The organism is Stenotrophomonas sp. YJH_SMC_48-3, assembly GCF_059369375.1.
This window is the reverse complement of the sequence record NZ_JCAFSQ010000008.1, coordinates 51,469-67,026: the sequence shown is the minus strand read 5'-3', so window position 1 is coordinate 67,026 and position 15,558 is coordinate 51,469. Positions and strand designations below refer to the sequence as shown.

13 protein-coding genes and 6 tRNA genes are annotated in these 15,558 nt (G+C 65.5%); 3 read left to right on the top strand and 16 right to left on the bottom strand.

Annotated features, from left to right (window positions below; all coding sequences use genetic code 11):
* Nucleotides 1-121 precede the first annotated feature (121 nt).
* From lon to AC5P65_RS13645, 11 genes are all read right to left on the bottom strand, one after another.
* Entirely contained in the window at nucleotides 122-2,572 is a 2,451-nt protein-coding gene (lon, locus tag AC5P65_RS13695; protein WP_021202276.1) for an endopeptidase La, read from the bottom strand.
* Nucleotides 2,573-2,715: 143 nt separating this feature from the next.
* Nucleotides 2,716-4,005 (bottom strand): ATP-dependent Clp protease ATP-binding subunit ClpX, encoded by a 1,290-nt coding sequence (clpX, locus tag AC5P65_RS13690; RefSeq protein ID WP_004154600.1) that lies wholly within the window; start codon nucleotides 4,003-4,005, stop codon nucleotides 2,716-2,718.
* 126 nt (nucleotides 4,006-4,131) lie between these two features.
* A complete protein-coding gene (gene clpP, locus AC5P65_RS13685; RefSeq protein ID WP_019659528.1) occupies nucleotides 4,132-4,758 on the bottom strand; it encodes an ATP-dependent Clp endopeptidase proteolytic subunit ClpP in 627 nt (208 codons plus the stop codon).
* Nucleotides 4,759-4,832: 74 nt separating this feature from the next.
* Nucleotides 4,833-6,128, bottom strand: a complete 1,296-nt coding sequence (tig, locus tag AC5P65_RS13680) for a trigger factor (protein ID WP_111099066.1) — start codon at nucleotides 6,126-6,128, stop codon at nucleotides 4,833-4,835.
* A gap of 188 nt (nucleotides 6,129-6,316) precedes the next feature.
* Nucleotides 6,317-6,401: transfer RNA gene (locus AC5P65_RS13675), tRNA-Leu, on the bottom strand.
* Between the two features lie 134 nt (nucleotides 6,402-6,535).
* Nucleotides 6,536-6,904: a hypothetical protein gene (locus tag AC5P65_RS13670; RefSeq protein ID WP_111099067.1), complete on the bottom strand. Its 369-nt coding sequence runs from the start codon at nucleotides 6,902-6,904 to the stop codon at nucleotides 6,536-6,538.
* 248 nt (nucleotides 6,905-7,152) lie between these two features.
* Nucleotides 7,153-7,228 (bottom strand) — tRNA-Lys (locus AC5P65_RS13665).
* Between the two features lie 196 nt (nucleotides 7,229-7,424).
* A tRNA-Lys gene (locus tag AC5P65_RS13660) sits at nucleotides 7,425-7,500 on the bottom strand.
* Nucleotides 7,501-7,579: 79 nt separating this feature from the next.
* A tRNA-His gene (locus AC5P65_RS13655) sits at nucleotides 7,580-7,656 on the bottom strand.
* A 171-nt stretch (nucleotides 7,657-7,827) separates the two neighbouring features.
* Nucleotides 7,828-7,904 (bottom strand) — tRNA-Arg (locus AC5P65_RS13650).
* A 39-nt stretch (nucleotides 7,905-7,943) separates the two neighbouring features.
* A tRNA-Pro gene (locus tag AC5P65_RS13645) sits at nucleotides 7,944-8,020 on the bottom strand.
* 181 nt (nucleotides 8,021-8,201) lie between these two features.
* On the opposite strand from AC5P65_RS13645, the gene AC5P65_RS13640 reads away from it, so the two are divergent.
* Nucleotides 8,202-8,960 carry a Bax inhibitor-1/YccA family protein gene (locus AC5P65_RS13640; RefSeq protein WP_021202979.1) on the top strand — a complete coding sequence of 253 codons (759 nt, stop codon included), beginning with the start codon at nucleotides 8,202-8,204 and terminating at the stop codon, nucleotides 8,958-8,960.
* A 78-nt stretch (nucleotides 8,961-9,038) separates the two neighbouring features.
* Here AC5P65_RS13640 and AC5P65_RS13635 read toward each other — a convergent pair whose 3' ends face one another.
* From AC5P65_RS13635 to grxC, 5 genes are all read right to left on the bottom strand, one after another.
* Complete coding sequence (locus AC5P65_RS13635; RefSeq protein ID WP_019659532.1) at nucleotides 9,039-9,947, bottom strand: LysR family transcriptional regulator; 909 nt, start codon at nucleotides 9,945-9,947, stop codon at nucleotides 9,039-9,041.
* A gap of 53 nt (nucleotides 9,948-10,000) precedes the next feature.
* Entirely contained in the window at nucleotides 10,001-10,744 is a 744-nt protein-coding gene (locus AC5P65_RS13630) for a cysteine hydrolase family protein (RefSeq protein ID WP_111099068.1), read from the bottom strand.
* 201 nt (nucleotides 10,745-10,945) lie between these two features.
* Nucleotides 10,946-11,950 (bottom strand): isocitrate dehydrogenase, encoded by a 1,005-nt coding sequence (locus AC5P65_RS13625; RefSeq protein ID WP_012479261.1) that lies wholly within the window; start codon nucleotides 11,948-11,950, stop codon nucleotides 10,946-10,948.
* 317 nt (nucleotides 11,951-12,267) lie between these two features.
* Nucleotides 12,268-12,660: a carboxymuconolactone decarboxylase family protein gene (locus AC5P65_RS13620; RefSeq protein WP_005408260.1), complete on the bottom strand. Its 393-nt coding sequence runs from the start codon at nucleotides 12,658-12,660 to the stop codon at nucleotides 12,268-12,270.
* On the bottom strand, nucleotides 12,657-12,947 hold the full coding sequence (gene grxC, locus AC5P65_RS13615) for a glutaredoxin 3 (protein ID WP_019659535.1): 291 nt from the start codon (nucleotides 12,945-12,947) through the stop codon (nucleotides 12,657-12,659). Before grxC ends, AC5P65_RS13620 begins: the two co-directional genes overlap by 4 nt.
* Nucleotides 12,948-13,089: 142 nt before the next feature.
* Here grxC and AC5P65_RS13610 point away from each other — a divergent pair, with 142 nt between their 5' ends.
* Both AC5P65_RS13610 and phoB read left to right on the top strand, forming a co-directional pair.
* Nucleotides 13,090-14,736 (top strand): M48 family metalloprotease, encoded by a 1,647-nt coding sequence (locus tag AC5P65_RS13610; protein WP_495215663.1) that lies wholly within the window; start codon nucleotides 13,090-13,092, stop codon nucleotides 14,734-14,736.
* Between the two features lie 117 nt (nucleotides 14,737-14,853).
* A complete protein-coding gene (gene phoB / locus AC5P65_RS13605; RefSeq protein ID WP_005408258.1) occupies nucleotides 14,854-15,543 on the top strand; it encodes a phosphate regulon transcriptional regulator PhoB in 690 nt (229 codons plus the stop codon).
* Nucleotides 15,544-15,558 lie beyond the last annotated feature (15 nt).

Below are 15,558 nucleotides of genomic sequence, written 5' to 3'. Positions count from 1 at the left end.
TTCAGTCATCGCTGACAGCGATCACTCATTCGCGAGTGCTGCTTTTATACCAGTGGCCCTACCCCCACGCAAGCTGGAAAGCCAGCAACGACGCGGGTTTCGGGCCATTGGACGGTGCGCGTCAATGCTTGACGCGCGCACTTCCACTCGGTTTGGCCTTGCTGCGCACCGTGACACGCTGCGCACTCTTGCGTGCCTTCTTCGGTGCCAACGGGCGCTCCAACGCCAGGTCCAGCACTTCCTCGATGTACTTCACCGGCACGATCTGCAGATCGCGGGTAACGTTTGCCGGAATGTCTGCAAGGTCCTTGCGGTTCTCTTCCGGAATGATGACCGTGCGGATGCCGCCCCGCAATGCGGCCAGCAGCTTTTCCTTCAAGCCGCCGATGGCGGTGACACGGCCACGCAGGGTGATCTCACCGGTCATCGCCACGTCGGCACGCACCGGCACCTTGGTCAGCATCGATACCAGCGAGGTGACCATCGCCGCGCCGGCACTCGGGCCGTCCTTCGGCGTAGCGCCATCGGGCACGTGCAGATGCACGTCGTGCTTCTGCAGGAAGTCGCTGTCGATGCCGAAGCCCACGGCGCGCGAACGCACCACCGACAGCGCGGCCGACGCCGATTCCTTCATTACGTTGCCGAGCTGGCCGGTCAGGATCAGCTGGCCCTTGCCCGGCACCAGCGTCGATTCGATCTGCAGCAGGTCGCCGCCGACCTCGGTCCAGGCCAGGCCGGTGACCAGGCCGATCTCGTTCTCTTCCTCGGCACGGCCGAAGTCGAAGCGACGCACGCCCAGGTACTTGTCCAGGTTCTTGCTGGACACATTGACCAGCGCCTTGGGCTTCTTCGCGCCCTTCTTCGCCTTCACCGGCTGCGGGCCGGCCAGCGCGATCTCCTTCACCACCTTGCGGCAGATCTTGGCGATCTCGCGTTCCAGGTTGCGCACGCCCGATTCGCGCGTGTAGTAGCGCACGATGTCCTGGATGGCGTCACTGCCGATCTCCAGTTCTTCCGGCTGCAGGCCGTTGGCCTTGACCTGCTTGGGCACCAGGTAACGGGTGGCGATGTTGAGCTTCTCGTCCTCGGTGTAGCCGGGGATGCGGATCACTTCCATGCGATCCAGCAGCGGGCCGGGAATGTTGAGCGAGTTCGAGGTGGCCACGAACATCACTTCGGACAGGTCCAGGTCCACTTCCAGGTAGTGGTCGTTGAACGCGTTGTTCTGCTCCGGGTCGAGCACCTCCAGCAGCGCCGACGACGGATCGCCACGGAAGTCCATCGACATCTTGTCGATCTCGTCCAGCACGAACAGCGGATTCTTGCTGCCAACCTTGTTGAGGTTCTGCACGATGCGGCCCGGCATCGAACCGACGTAGGTACGGCGGTGGCCACGGATCTCGGCCTCGTCACGCACGCCGCCCAGCGACATGCGCACGAACTTGCGGTTGGTGGCCTTGGCGATGGACTGGCCCAGCGAGGTCTTGCCCACGCCCGGCGGCCCGACCAGGCACAGGATGGGGCCCTTCATCTGCTTCACGCGCGACTGCACCGCCAGGTATTCAAGGATGCGCTCCTTGACCTTCTCCAGGCCGTAGTGATCGGCATCGAGGGTGTCCTGCGCCACCTTCAGGTCCTTGCGCACCTTGCTGCGCTTCTTCCACGGCACGCCCAGCAGCCACTCCAGGTAGTTGCGCACGACGGCGGCTTCAGCCGACATCGGCGACATCTGCTTGAGCTTGTTCAGTTCATTGCGCGCCTTGGCTTCAACCGCCTTCGGCATGCCGGCCTCGGCAATCTTGCGGGCCAGTTCTTCCAGCTCGCCCGGCGCGTCGTCCAGGTCACCCAGTTCCTTCTGGATGGCCTTCATCTGTTCGTTGAGGTAGTACTCGCGCTGGCTCTTCTCCATCTGCGACTTCACGCGGCCGCGGATGCGCTTCTCCATCTGCTGCACGTCGATCTCGCCGTCGACCAGGCCGACCAGCATCTCCAGGCGGTCACCGACGGCCAGCGTTTCCAGCAGGCGCTGCTTGTCGGCCAGGCGCACGCTGATGTGCGCAGCGATGGTGTCGGCCAGGCGCGCCGGCTCATCGATGCCCGACAGCGTCTGCAGCAGCTCCGGCGGCAGCTTGCGGTTGGTCTTCACGTACTGCTCGAACAGCGACATCAGCGAGCGGGCGATGGCCTCGACCTCGCGCGCTTCGCGCTCGTCAGTGGCCTCGATCTCCACCGCCTGGCCGTGCAGCGAGCCGTTGCGCTCGTCGACGTGGGTGACCTGCACGCGCGACAGGCCTTCGACCAGCACCTTGATGGTGCCGTCGGGCAGCTTCAGCAGTTGCAGCACCTGCGCCAGCGTGCCGACCTGGTAGAGGTCGGCCGCATGCGGGTCGTCGGTTTCGGCCGACTTCTGCGCCAGCAGCAGGATGCGCTTGTCCGCCTCCATTGCCTGTTCGAGCGCGTGCATGGACTTGTCACGGCCGACGAACAGCGGGATGACCATGTGCGGGAACACCACTACGTCGCGCAGCGGCAGGACCGGCAGGTCGAGGGTTTCACTTGGGGAACGGGCCATGGGGGCTCCAGGGAAGGGGGAAAACCGCCTCCGGGAGGGCATCTTCCGGAGACAAAAAAAGCCGATGGCCCCGTTATGGGGCCATCGGCTTTCAGATGCAAGGCATTCCTTTAAAATCCTTTCCAATCAACAACCTGGAAGGATCACTCGGCGCCTGCGGCCTTCTGTTCAGGGGCCGCCGGGGTCTGGTAGATCAGGTACGGCTCGGACTTGTGCTCGATCACCGATTCGTCCACGACCACCTTGCTGACGTTCTCCTGCGACGGCAGGTCATACATGGTGTCCAGCAGGACCGATTCGACGATCGTGCGCAGGCCGCGGGCGCCGGTCTTGCGCTTGAGCGCCTTCCTGGCGATGGCCGACAGTGCGTCCGGACGGAACTCCAGCTCCACGTTCTCCATCTCGAACAGCTTCTTGAACTGCTTGGTGATGGCGTTCTTCGGCTCGGTCAGGATCTTGATCAGGGCCGGCTCGTCCAGCTCCTCGAGGGTCGCGACCACCGGCAGGCGGCCGACGAACTCGGGAATCAGGCCGAACTTGATCAGGTCTTCCGGCTCGACTTCGGCCAGCACCTTGCCCACTTCCTGCTTGCGCTCGCTGCTCTTCACCTTGGCGCCGAAGCCAATGCTGCCGACGTCGGTGGAACGCGCCTGGATCACCTTGTCCAGCCCGGCGAACGCGCCGCCGCAGATGAACAGGATGTTCTTGGTGTCCACCTGCAGGAATTCCTGCTGCGGATGCTTGCGGCCGCCCTGCGGCGGGACGCTGGCCACGGTGCCTTCGATCAGCTTCAGCAGGGCCTGCTGCACGCCTTCGCCGGATACATCGCGGGTGATCGACGGGTTCTCGCTCTTGCGCGAGATCTTGTCGATTTCATCGATGTAGACGATGCCCTGCTGCGCCTTCTCGACATCGTAGTCGCACTTCTGCAGCAGCTTCTGGATGATGTTCTCCACATCCTCGCCCACGTAACCGGCTTCGGTCAGCGTGGTGGCGTCGGCCATGGTGAACGGCACGTTGAGCAGGCGGGCCAGGGTTTCGGCCAGCAGCGTCTTGCCCGAACCGGTCGGGCCGACCAGCAGGATGTTCGACTTCGCCAGTTCGACGTCGTCGTTCTTCTGCCGGCTCTCGATGCGCTTGTAGTGGTTGTAGACGGCCACGGCCAGGGTGCGCTTGGCGCGGTTCTGGCCGATCACGTACTGGTCGAGGACCTCGAGGATCTCGCGCGGCTTGGGCAGCGAACTGCGTGCCGACTGCGCCTTCTCCTCAAGCTCCTCACGGATGATGTCGTTGCACAGCTCCACGCACTCATCGCAGATGAATACGCTCGGACCCGCAATCAGCTTGCGCACTTCATGCTGGCTCTTGCCGCAGAAAGAGCAGTAGAGGATCTTGCCGGTGTCCGTGGAACGACCTTGGCGGTCTTCGCTCATGCTTCGCTTACCCAGTTACCCCACCCGCTGAACGGGGGTTCGATTCGAGAATAGCACAGGGCCGAGGGGACACCAGTCCCGCCCGACCCTGCAGGAACGGGGCCTCCATGGCCCCGTGAAGGCCGGTCAACCGGCCTGGATCGACTCATCCGGACGACGCTCCAGGACCTGGTCGACCAGACCGTAGGCCTGCGCCTCGAAGGCGCTCTTGAAGTTGTCGCGCTCGGTGTCGCGGGCGATCGTCTCCAGCGACTGGCCGGTGTGCTTGGCCAGGATCTCGTTCAGGCGCGAACGCAGGGTCAGGATCTCTCGCGCATGGATGTCGATGTCGGTGGCCTGCCCCTGGTAGCCACCCAGCGGCTGGTGGATCATCACGCGCGAGTTCGGCAGCGCGTAGCGCTTGCCGGCTTCGCCCGCGGCCAGCAGCAGGGCGCCCATGGAGGCGGCCTGGCCGATGCAGGTGGTGCTCACATTCGGCTTGATGTACTGCATGGTGTCGTAGATCGCCATGCCGGCGGTGACCACGCCCCCCGGCGAGTTGATGTAGATGTTGATGTCCTTTTCCGGGTTTTCCGATTCCAGGAACAGCAACTGCGCCACCACCACGTTGGCCATGTGATCGTCGATCGGGCCCACGAGGAAGATCAGACGCTCCTTCAACAGGCGCGAATAGATGTCGTAGGCACGCTCGCCGCGGCTGGTCTGCTCGACCACCATCGGAACCAGGTTCAGGGCTTTGGTTCGGTTGTCCATTACGTGAGGTACCTATCTTGGGGGGCAACAACCCCGCGCCGGCAAAGGCGCGGGGCATCCGGTGATCCGCCGGCTTACTGGCGGATCGCGTCCTGGAACGAGAGCTTCTCTTCGGTGTGCTGGGCACGCTCGGCGATCCAGTCGATCACCTGCTCTTCCATCACTCGGTTCTGCAGGCCAGACATCAGCTGGGGGTCGTTGCGGTACATCTCAATGACCTGCTCCGGCTCTTCGTAGGTCGAAGCGATCAGACGCATCGTTTCGTTCAGGCGCTTGGCTTCCAGGCGCAGGTCGTTGATGCGGGCCACTTCACCGACCAGCAGGCCGACCAGCACGCGCTTGGCGGCAGCGTCCTTGAAGCCTTCGTGGGCATCGGCCGGGATCTCGCCGACGTTCTGGCCGTTGCGGCGCAGCTGCTCGACCTGCTGGGCCAGCATGGCGCGGGCTTCGTTCTCGACCAGGCGCGGCGGCATTTCGACCGACGAGTAGGCCGCGATCAGCTGCTCGCCGACTTCACGGCGCAGGCGGTTCATCAGCGCGCCCTTCAGCTCACGCTCCAGGTTGGCGCGGATGTCGCTGCGGAACTGCGCGACGTCGCCACCCTTCACGCCGAAGCTCTTGATGAAGGCTTCGTCGACCGCCGGCACGACCGGCTCGGACACTTCGGCAACCTTGACGGTGACCTGCACGGTCTTGCCGGCCAGCACCGGCACGCGCCAATCAGCCGGGAACTCGACGTCCAGGGTCTTCTCTTCGCCCTTGCCCAGGCCGACCAGGCCCTTTTCGATGGTGTCGAACATCATGCCCTGGCCGAGAACGATCGAGCCCTTCTCGGTACCCTCGGCCGGCAGGCGCTCTTCGCCGGCCTGCGACCAGGTTTCCACCGCGACCAGGTCGCCTTCCTGTGCACCACGGCTGACCGGGGCCCAGGTACGACGCTGGTTCTGCAGGTTCTCGATCATCTGGTCGATGTCGGCTTCGGTGATCTCGGCGGTGTGACGCACGACGGTCAGCTTGCTGACGTCGATGTCGCCGAAGTCCGGCACCACTTCCACGGTGGCCACGAAGGAGAATTCACCCTCGTCGCCCTTGTCGATGCGCGGGCTGCCGACGACGCGCAGGTCGTGCTCGCGCACGGCCGCGTCGAAGGTTTCGCGCAGCAGGCCGTCCAGCGCCTCGCCACGGACCTGCGCGCCGAAGCGCTGCTCGATCACCTTGGCCGGCACCTTGCCCGGACGGAACCCCTTGATGCGGGTGGTACGGGCGATTTCGCCCAAGCGGCCGGCGATGTGGCTCTGCAGACGCTCTTCCGGCAGCGAGAAGCTCAGGCGGCGTTCCAGGTTGCCGGTGGATTCGATCGAAGCTTGCATGTTGACTCCTGCCACCGGTGGCCCACGCCCCCGGCTCGATGATTGGGATGAAACGGTTGTAAGGACGCGACGTCTGGGACGCGCCTGCTTGCCGCAGCCCTTTAGTTTCGCCCAATTCGGCCTGCACTGCCAGCGCGTGCCGGTCAAGGGGCGCAGATGGCCCGATCAGGGCGGGGACAGGCCGGCACTGGTGCGAAAGGGGGGACTCGAACCCCCACGCCTTGCGGCACTGGAACCTAAATCCAGGGCGTCTACCAATTCCGCCACTTTCGCGTGGCCGGCTCAGGCGTTCATTGTCGCAGGCGATGGCAGGAATCGGAAGGCCTGCACAAAACTGAACATGGCGATCGCGCGGCGCGCGCGTTAGACCACCCCGGGGAGCGCAAGCTGATCCGGGGTGGCAGGGTTCACTGCTGCGGCCTGGCCTTGGCCGGCGCCGTATCGGCCCCCGACTCGGCCGCAGGATCCACCTTGCGGATCTCCACGCCCCCGTCTTCGGTGCGCCGCAGTGCCGCCGACTCCGGCGTGGCCTTGCGCACGTCCACCGAACCATCCGCATTGCGCTGCACGTCCACCGCGTCGGGCAGGGCCTCCCCTTCCGCGGGCTGAGCCGGCTGCATCTGCATGGCCTCACCCACCGGGCGCGCCGGAGCGCTCTCGGTGCCAGCATCGCGTTCGACGGTCTGCGCGGGATCGTTGGCCGGCGTGCAGGCCGCCAGTGCCAGCAACGCGAAGGGAACCCACAGCGTGCGGTGCAATCGATTGATATCAGCCATCAACATCTTCCTTCGTGCATGCGCCACTGGCGCGGAAGATCCATTGGGTGCGATACAGGACGCGACGCGGTGAGAAGCAGCGCACAGCATTGAAAACACTGATGACGCGTATGCCCCTGATTTCAGCATCGCTTCAGTAGATCCACGCCATTCATGGATGACGTGCGACCGGGCGTGCAGGCATCCACACGCTCAACCCGGCGCGCAGACAAGAAAAAAGCCACTTGGCGAACCAAGTGGCTTTCGTCTGGTGGGCTGTCAAGGATTCGAACCTTGGACCTATTGATTAAGAGTCAACTGCTCTACCAACTGAGCTAACAGCCCGAAATCGGGGCGCGAATTATGACCCGATCCGCTCGGTGGGTGCAAGCACTTTTTTCAACGCCGTTGAAACCAGCACTGCGATCCCGCTGCCGTTGCAGATCCGCGCCGAGCGGGGCCTGCAACGCGTGATCCATCCAAATGAAGGAGTCACACTTATAAGAAAAAAGCCACCTGGCGTACCAGGTGGCTTCTGTCTTGGTGGGCCGTCAAGGATTCGAACCTTGGACCTATTGATTAAGAGTCAACTGCTCTACCAACTGAGCTAACGGCCCGTGAAACTCAGACGCACATTGTAGCGTGCATTCTTCTTATTGCAATACCGTTTCGGCTGCGCCGGCACGGTTGAAACAGTGGGGTGGCTGAGGGGATTCGAACCCCCGACCACCGGAATCACAATCCGGTACTCTAACCAACTGAGCTACAGCCACCACTGAAACGTTTGTTCCTGCCGATGCGGCTGGCGACGGAACTTGAAACCTTTGCCTGGAGACTGTCACCGAAGTTCCGGTCCGCCGAAGCGAGTCCGATATTCTGGTGGAGTCTTTACGCTTTTGCAAGCACTTCTTCACATCGGCCGATGCGATCCCGTTACTCGCCGATGGCGCGCCCGACAGGAATCGAACCTGTAACCGCCGGCTTAGAAGGCCGGTGCTCTATCCAGTTGAGCTACGGGCGCCCGAACCGGAACGGTGTCCAATCCGACGTGACGTGGGATTGGTCGGGGTAGAGGGATTCGAACCCCCGACATCCTGCTCCCAAAGCAGGCGCGCTACCAGACTGCGCTATACCCCGGTCTTGCAATCCCCTCGGGCCAGGCCCGGGGAGTCGTTCATTGTGGCCAAGCACATCGTGAGCTGTCAACGCAGGCGAGACCAGCCATGAAACCGCCACGGCGCCATGCGTGGTCATCGGCTATGCTCGCAGACATCGGCCGGACGGCCGTCCCGACCTTTCATTCGCACGGAGAACACGCATGCGCAGCGGCAATCCGGCTCTTTCCGAGTCGACCTTCCTCGACCTCGCCAGCGGCTCGGTGGTGACCAGCCCCGACCAGGCAATGACCCTCAACGGCACCGTCAACAAGACCGGCTTCCTGTTGCTGTTGACCGTGCTGACGGCCGCTTTCGCCTGGAACCAGACCATCGATGACTACGGCCAGGTCATGGCCGGAGCCAAGCTGTATGCCATGGGCGGCGCCATCGGCGGCCTCGTGCTGGCGCTGATCACCGTCTTCAAGAAGGAATGGTCGCCGGTCACCGCGCCGATGTACGCGCTGGTGGAAGGCCTGTTCCTCGGCGCCATCTCGGCCGTGTTCAACGCCAAGTTCCCCGGCATCGTGTTCCAGGCCGTGCTGCTGACCTTCGGCACCCTGTTCGCGCTGCTGTTCGCGTACCGCAGCGGGCTGATCAAGGCCACCGAGAACTTCAAGCTGGGCGTGATCGCGGCCACTGGCGGCATCGCCCTGCTCTACCTAGCCTCGTTCGTGCTGGGCTTCTTCAACATCAACGTGCCGGTGATCCATGACTCCGGCTGGCTGGGCATCGCCTTCAGCCTGTTCGTGGTGGTCGTGGCCGCGCTGAATCTGGTGCTGGACTTCGACTTCATCGAGACCGGTGTCGCCCAGCGCGCGCCGAAGTACATGGAGTGGTATGGCGCATTCGGCCTGATGGTGACCCTGGTCTGGCTATATGTGGAGTTCCTGCGCCTGCTGTCGAAGATCCAGCAGCGCTGAGCCGGATAGAGCCATAAACGACAAAGGGCGCCTTCTGGGCGCCCTTTTCTCTTTGTTACGCATCGCTGCATTTCCCGGCTAGCCAGTCGCGCCCACCTGTGCAGCGTAGTGCGCCGCAAGGTGCTCGACCAGCGCGCGCACTTTCGGCGCCAGCGCCCGCGCATGCGGATACAGCGCGAAGTAGCGCCGCTGCCCGGCGTGCCAGGCGGGCAGCACACGGATCAAACGACCGGCGCGCAGGTCTTCCTGCACGGTCAGTGCGGTGAACAGGCTGATGCCCATGCCCGCCAGCGCGGCGGCATACAGCGCCGGCGTTGCATCCACCCGCAGGCGTTGCCCGGCCTCGATGCTCGCGCTGGCGCCGCGCGGCCCCTGCAGCTGCCAGGGCGACATCGCCGCTGCAGGACTGAACCCCAGCAGCGCGTGCTGCGCAAGGTCCGACGGCTGACGCGGCAGGCCATGACGCGCCAGGTAGGCCGGTGCGGCGACCAGGATGCGCGGGCAGCTGGCCAGCTCGCGCGCGACCAGCTGGCTGTCCGGTAGCGAGGCTGCAATACGCAGCGCCAGGTCAAAGCCACCACCGACGACATCGACGAGCTGATCATCGGCCGACAGATCCAGCGCGACCTGCGGGTAGCGCTGCAGGAAGGACGGCAACCAATGCGGCAGCTCCTGGCTGGCCACCACCTGCGGCACGCTGATCCGCACCCTGCCACGGGGTTGCGCCTGCCCGGCGCGGGCACGATCGTCCGCCTCCTGCAGGCGGTCCAGCAGCGTTGCCGCCTCGCGATAGTAGTCGCGCCCGGCCTCGGTCAATGACAGCCGGCGGCTGTTGCGATCGAGCAAGCGAACCTGCAGATGTTCTTCCAGCTGGCGCAACTGCCGTGACATCGCCGAGTGGGTGGTTCCCAGGCGTTCAGCGGCCGCGGTGAAACTGCCCGCGTCAACGATGGCGCGCAGCGCACGCAGGGCGGCGAAGTGATCCATCGGCTAGTGGCTCCACGTTGCGGTGCCCACGGCATGCGGGCCCCGCCAGCTTATCAAGCGCCGTCGCCAGCCTTGCGCACCGGCAACGCCAGGATCGCGTCGGTACTCATGACATCCCCGAACGCGTCTTCGATCTGCGCCAGCGAGGCGTCATGCAGCGCGCGATGGCCAATGCGCTGGCCACCGGCCAGGTCCAGGTCGCGGCTGGCGCTGGCGTCGGACGAGACGATCACCCGGTAGCCACGTGGTGCGGCCGCTGCGTCGCGCGCAGCACCGGCGACGCAGGCATGGGTCTGCAGGCCGGTGACGATAAGGGTGTCGATACCGGCATGCTTCAGCACCGTGTCGAGCACCGAGGCCGAGCTGCCAGCGAACACGCTGACGTTGTCCTTCTGCACCACGGTCTCGCCCTTGCGCGGCTGCAGGTCGCGATGGAAGTCGGCATTGACGCTGCCCAGCGCGAACAGCGGTGCGCCGGCCGGCAACACATGCTGCACGTGGATCACGCGGATGCCGTGGGCATTGGCGAACGCGACCACCCGCTTGGCCTGGCGCAGTGCGGCCACGCCATCGGGAATGACCATGCGGCCACCGGCGAAGCCCGGCGCGGCGCTGCCGTCGAAGTACTCGTTCTGGAAGTCGATCACCAACACCGCAGTCTTCGCCGCATCCAGCGAGGCCGCGACCGGCGCGCCCGCCATATGGCGGATGGTGGGATGGGCCGGCTCGGCGGCAGCAACCGGGATGGTGGCTGTCATGCCGATCAGGCTGGCCAGGCCGAAGGCGGTGAGGTTCATGGGAGGGTTCCTGTGCGGTGGGTGTGGGGCACAGGATGCGGAGCGATTGGCGCACGAACCAGCCGTGCGGGGGCACATGACCTGTGCGAAAACCGCACAACCGATCATTCCGTCATCCACGCATGGCGTGGATCTACCGGAAAACGCAACGGGGCACCCGAAGGCGCCCCGCTGTGGATCCGACCGAGGTCGGCCGGCCGCTTACAGGCGGCTGGCAATTGCCTTGGCAAAGCTCATGGTGGTACCGGTACCGCCCAGGTCGCCGGTCAGCGAATCCTTGGCTTCCATGGTCGCCACGATGGCCTTGCGCAGGCGTTCGGCGTTTTCCGGCTGGCCAATGTGGTCCAGCATCTGCGCGGCTGCCAGCAGCAGCGCGCACGGATTGGCCTTGCCCTGGCCGGCGATGTCCGGCGCGGTGCCGTGCACGGCTTCGAAGATCGCCGCGTCCTTGCCGATGTTGGCACCCGGGGCCAGGCCCAGGCCGCCGACCAGGCCGGCGCACAGGTCGGAGATGATGTCGCCGAACAGGTTGGTGGTGACGATCACGTCGAACTGTTCCGGACGCATCACCAGCTGCATGCAGCAGTTGTCGACGATCATTTCCTGGAATTCGATGTCCGGGTACTGCGCGGCCACTTCACGGGCGACGTTCAGGAACAGGCCCGAGGTCGACTTGATGATGTTGGCCTTGTGCACGGCGGTGACCTTCTTGCGGCCGGTGCTCTTGGCCAGCTCGAAGGCGTAGCGCACGATGCGCTCGGAGCCCTTGCGGGTGATGCGGGTGCCGGAGAACGCGGTCTCGCCGTCGGCAGACACTTCCTGGCCTTCGGCCAGGTAGGCACCTTCGGTGTTCTCACGAACGGTGATCAGGTCGACGTTGTCGAAACGCGACTTGGTGTTCGGGAAGGTGTGGGCCGGACGCACGTTGGCGTACAGATCGAAATGGCGGCGCAGGCTGACGTTGATCGAGGTGAAGCCACCACCGACCGGGGTGGTCAGCGGGCTCTTCAGCGCGACCTTGTTGCGCGCGATCGATTCCAGGGTCACCGCCGGCATCAGGTCGCCGTGCTTTTCCAGGGCCACCAGGCCGGCGTCAGCGTCTTCGTACTCCAGGCCAGTCTTGAGCTGGTCGAGCACGAACAGGGTGGCGTCCATGATTTCCGGGCCAATGCCGTCGCCGCGGATGACCGTAATTTTCTGCGTCATTGATCGATGTTCCGAACAGGGGGAAAAACGCCGTCCGGACGTGCCCGGAAACGCCGGCGCAAAGGAAGTTTCACCGGCAATTATGCCTTACCCGGCTCGGAGACCCCAAATAGGCAATTAGTCCGAGCCGGGTAAGGCAGAATTGCCCGCGCATTTCTCCTCTACCCCCGCCTGTCGGCGCGCCCCTTCAACAAGAAGGGGCTCCTGGGCGGTTGGATCGCGGGAAATGCCCCGGCGCGCGGCCGTGATCCGGTAGCGCCGGGCCATGCCCGGCGGCTTTTCGTTCAGGTCTCCGCCGGGCATGGCCCGGCGCTACCTCAGTGCTCGTGCGCGGCTGGCGCGGCGGCGCCGCCTTCGAGCTGGTCGAGGAAGTCGACCGCGCGGCGCAGGTGCGGGATCACGATGGAACCGCCGACCACCAGGCCGACCGAGAAGGTCTCGAAGAACTCTTCGCGGGTCACCCCGGCGTCCTTGCACTGGGCCACGTGGTAGCTGATGCAGTCGTCGCAGCGCAGCACCATCGAAGCCACCAGGCCCAGCAGTTCCTTGGTCTTCACGTCCAGCGCGCCGGCCTGGTAGGTCTGCGTGTCCAGCGCGAAAAAGCGCCGCACCACCTGGTTCGGTTCGCCCAGGATGCGTTCGTTCATGCGCTTGCGGAAGTCGGTGAACTCGGCGATGCGGTCCTTGCTGCCGTCGTCGGCCGCGCTCATGCCTGACCCTGCCCGGCCAGCAGCGGCTCGAGCTTGCCTTCACGGTGCAGGGCCATCATGTCGTCGTAGCCGCCGACATGGACGTCGCCGACGAAGATCTGGGGCACGCTGGTACGGCGGGTCTTGGCCACCATCTTCTCCCGCTCGGCCGGGTCCAGGTCGATGCGGACCTCGGTCCACTGCTGGCCCTTGCTCTTCAGGAAGTTCTTGGCGGCCACGCAGTACGGGCAGACGGCGGTGGAATAGATGGTGATGGCGGGGGCACCGCCGGCGGTCTGGGCTGTCACGGGAAACTCCACGATGGATCGACGGTCTACATATGGTACCGGTGCGCTGGAATTTCCACGCCACGGCCGCAACACTGTGGATTAACGAATGGTTGCCCCCTGCCCTGCCACGCTTGGCGCGCCCCGCCCGAGGACCCCCTGCTTGCGAGCCCTGCTGCTGACTACCGCCGTCACCCTGGCCCTGGCCTTGCCGCTGGCCCAGGCCCAGGAGAAGCTGCCCGACATCGGCTCCTCGGCCGGTGAGCTGCTGACCCCGGCCCGCCAGGCCGAGTACGGCGCGATGATGCTGCGCGAGCTGCGTAACTATGGCTACCTGCTGGACGACCCGCTGGTGAACGACTGGCTGCAGACCATGGGCACCCGGCTCGGCTCCAACAGTGACCAGCCACGGCAGCCCTATACCTTCTTCGTGATGAAGGACCGGCAGATCAACGCCTTCGCCACCCTCGGCGGCTACATCGGCGTCAATGCCGGCCTGGTCCTGACCGCCGAGCGCGAGGACGAGGTGGCCGCGGTGCTGTCCCACGAAATCGCCCACGTTACCCAGCAGCACGTGCTGCGCGGGGTAGAGCGCGCCCAGCGCGACCAGATCCCGATCCTGCTGGGCATGCTGGCGGCGGTGGTGGCCGCGCAGGCCAGCAACAGCACGTCCTCCGGCAACGCGACCATGGCCGCGATCAGTTCCGGCATGGGCCTGATGCAGCAGCGGCAGATCAACTACACCCGTTCCAACGAGTCCGAGGCCGACCGCCTCGGCATCCGCACGCTGTCGCGCAGCGGCTACGACGTGGATGCCATGGCCGGCTTCTTCGAACGGATGGCATCGGCGATGCGCGGCAACGAAGGCGGCTACAGCGTGCCCGAGTTCCTGCGCACCCACCCGGTCAACATCACCCGCATCAGCGAGGCCAAGGCCCGCGCCGAGCAGATGAAGAAGGACACGGTGCTGCTGACCACCACCACCCCCAGCGGCGAGCGCAGGGAGCGCGTGGACCCGGCCGACCCCAGCCTGGCCGAGCCCCTGCTGCGCGGAAACAACCCGCTGCTGCCCAGCAACGTGCTGCGCATCCCGATGGGCCAGCTCAGCCGCGGCGCCAGTGGCGACTTCGACTGGGCGCGCGAGCGCCTGCGCGTGCTCAGCGCGGACTCCGCGCCCGAGCTGGAACGCGAGTATGCCGACCTGGCCAAGCGCCAGGAGGACGGCCTCAACGATGCCCAGCGCTATGGCCAGGCGCTGGCTGTGATGCGCGGCGGTCGCGCCGGCGCCACCCAGGCCCGGCAGACCCTGGCCGGCCTGCTGCAGGCCCGGCCGGACAACCTGTGGCTGGCGCTGGCGCTGGGCGAAGCGGAGTCACGGGCCGGCCAGGCCGCCCAGGCCAACAGCCGCTTCGAGCAGCTGCTGCGCCAGCACCCCAACAGCCGCCCGGTGGCACTGACCTATGCCGAGATCCTGAACGAACAGGGTACCCGCGAGGCCGGCCAGCGCGCGCAGGCCATGCTGCGGCCCCTGCTGTCGCAAAGCGGTAACGATCCGGTCTTCCAGCAGCGATATGCCCGCGCCAGCGAGCTGGCCGGCGACAGCTTGCGTGCCAGCGAGGCCTATGCCGAGGCGGCCTTCCTCAGCGGACGGCCGGAGCAGGCGCTGCTGCAGTTGCAGGCGCTCAAGCGCAACCCGGCACTGGATTACATCGGCCGTGCGCGGGTTGACGCGCGCATCGAATCGATCACCCCGACCGTGCTGGAGCTGCGCCGCCAGGGTGTGCAGGATCCGGACCTGGACCGGCGCTGAGCGCTGCATGACCGGCCGATGGCAGTCCCAGCCGGTTCCAGGCCGGGTAGTCACAAACATGTCATCAAACCGTAGTCTACTGGCACCACTCCAGTAACCGAGCCCTACGGTGTCCTCGTGCAGAAACGCATCCTGATCGTCGATGACGAGCCCGCGATCCGTGAAATGGTCGCCTTCGCCCTTCGCAAGGGCGATTACGAACCGGTCCACGCCGGCGATGCCCGGGAGGCCCAGACTGCGATCGCCGACCGCGTCCCCGACCTGATCCTGCTGGACTGGATGCTGCCCGGTACGAGTGGCCTGGACCTGGCCCGTCGCTGGCGCAAGGAAACGCTGACCCGCGAAGTGCCGATCATCATGCTGACCGCGCGCGGCGAAGAGAACGACCGCGTTGGCGGCCTTGAAGCCGGCGTCGACGACTATGTGGTCAAGCCGTTCTCGGCGCGCGAACTGCTGGCCCGCATCCGCGCGGTGATGCGCCGCGCCCGCGAGGACGACGAGGACGGCAGCGTGGCGGTCGGCCCGATCCGCATCGATGGCGCGGCGCATCGCGTATTCGCCAATGACCAGCCGGTGCCGATCGGCCCGACCGAATACCGCCTGCTGCACTTCTTCATGACCCACCCGGAGCGCGTCTATACCCGCGCCCAGCTGCTGGACCATGTGTGGGGCGGCAGCGTGTACGTGGAGGAGCGCACCATCGACGTGCACATCCGCCGCCTGCGCAAGACGCTGGAACCGTTCAACGCCGAGAACATGGTGCAGACCGTGCGCGGCGCCGGCTACCGTTTCTCCACTGCCACCTGAGTCTCGTCGTGCCGG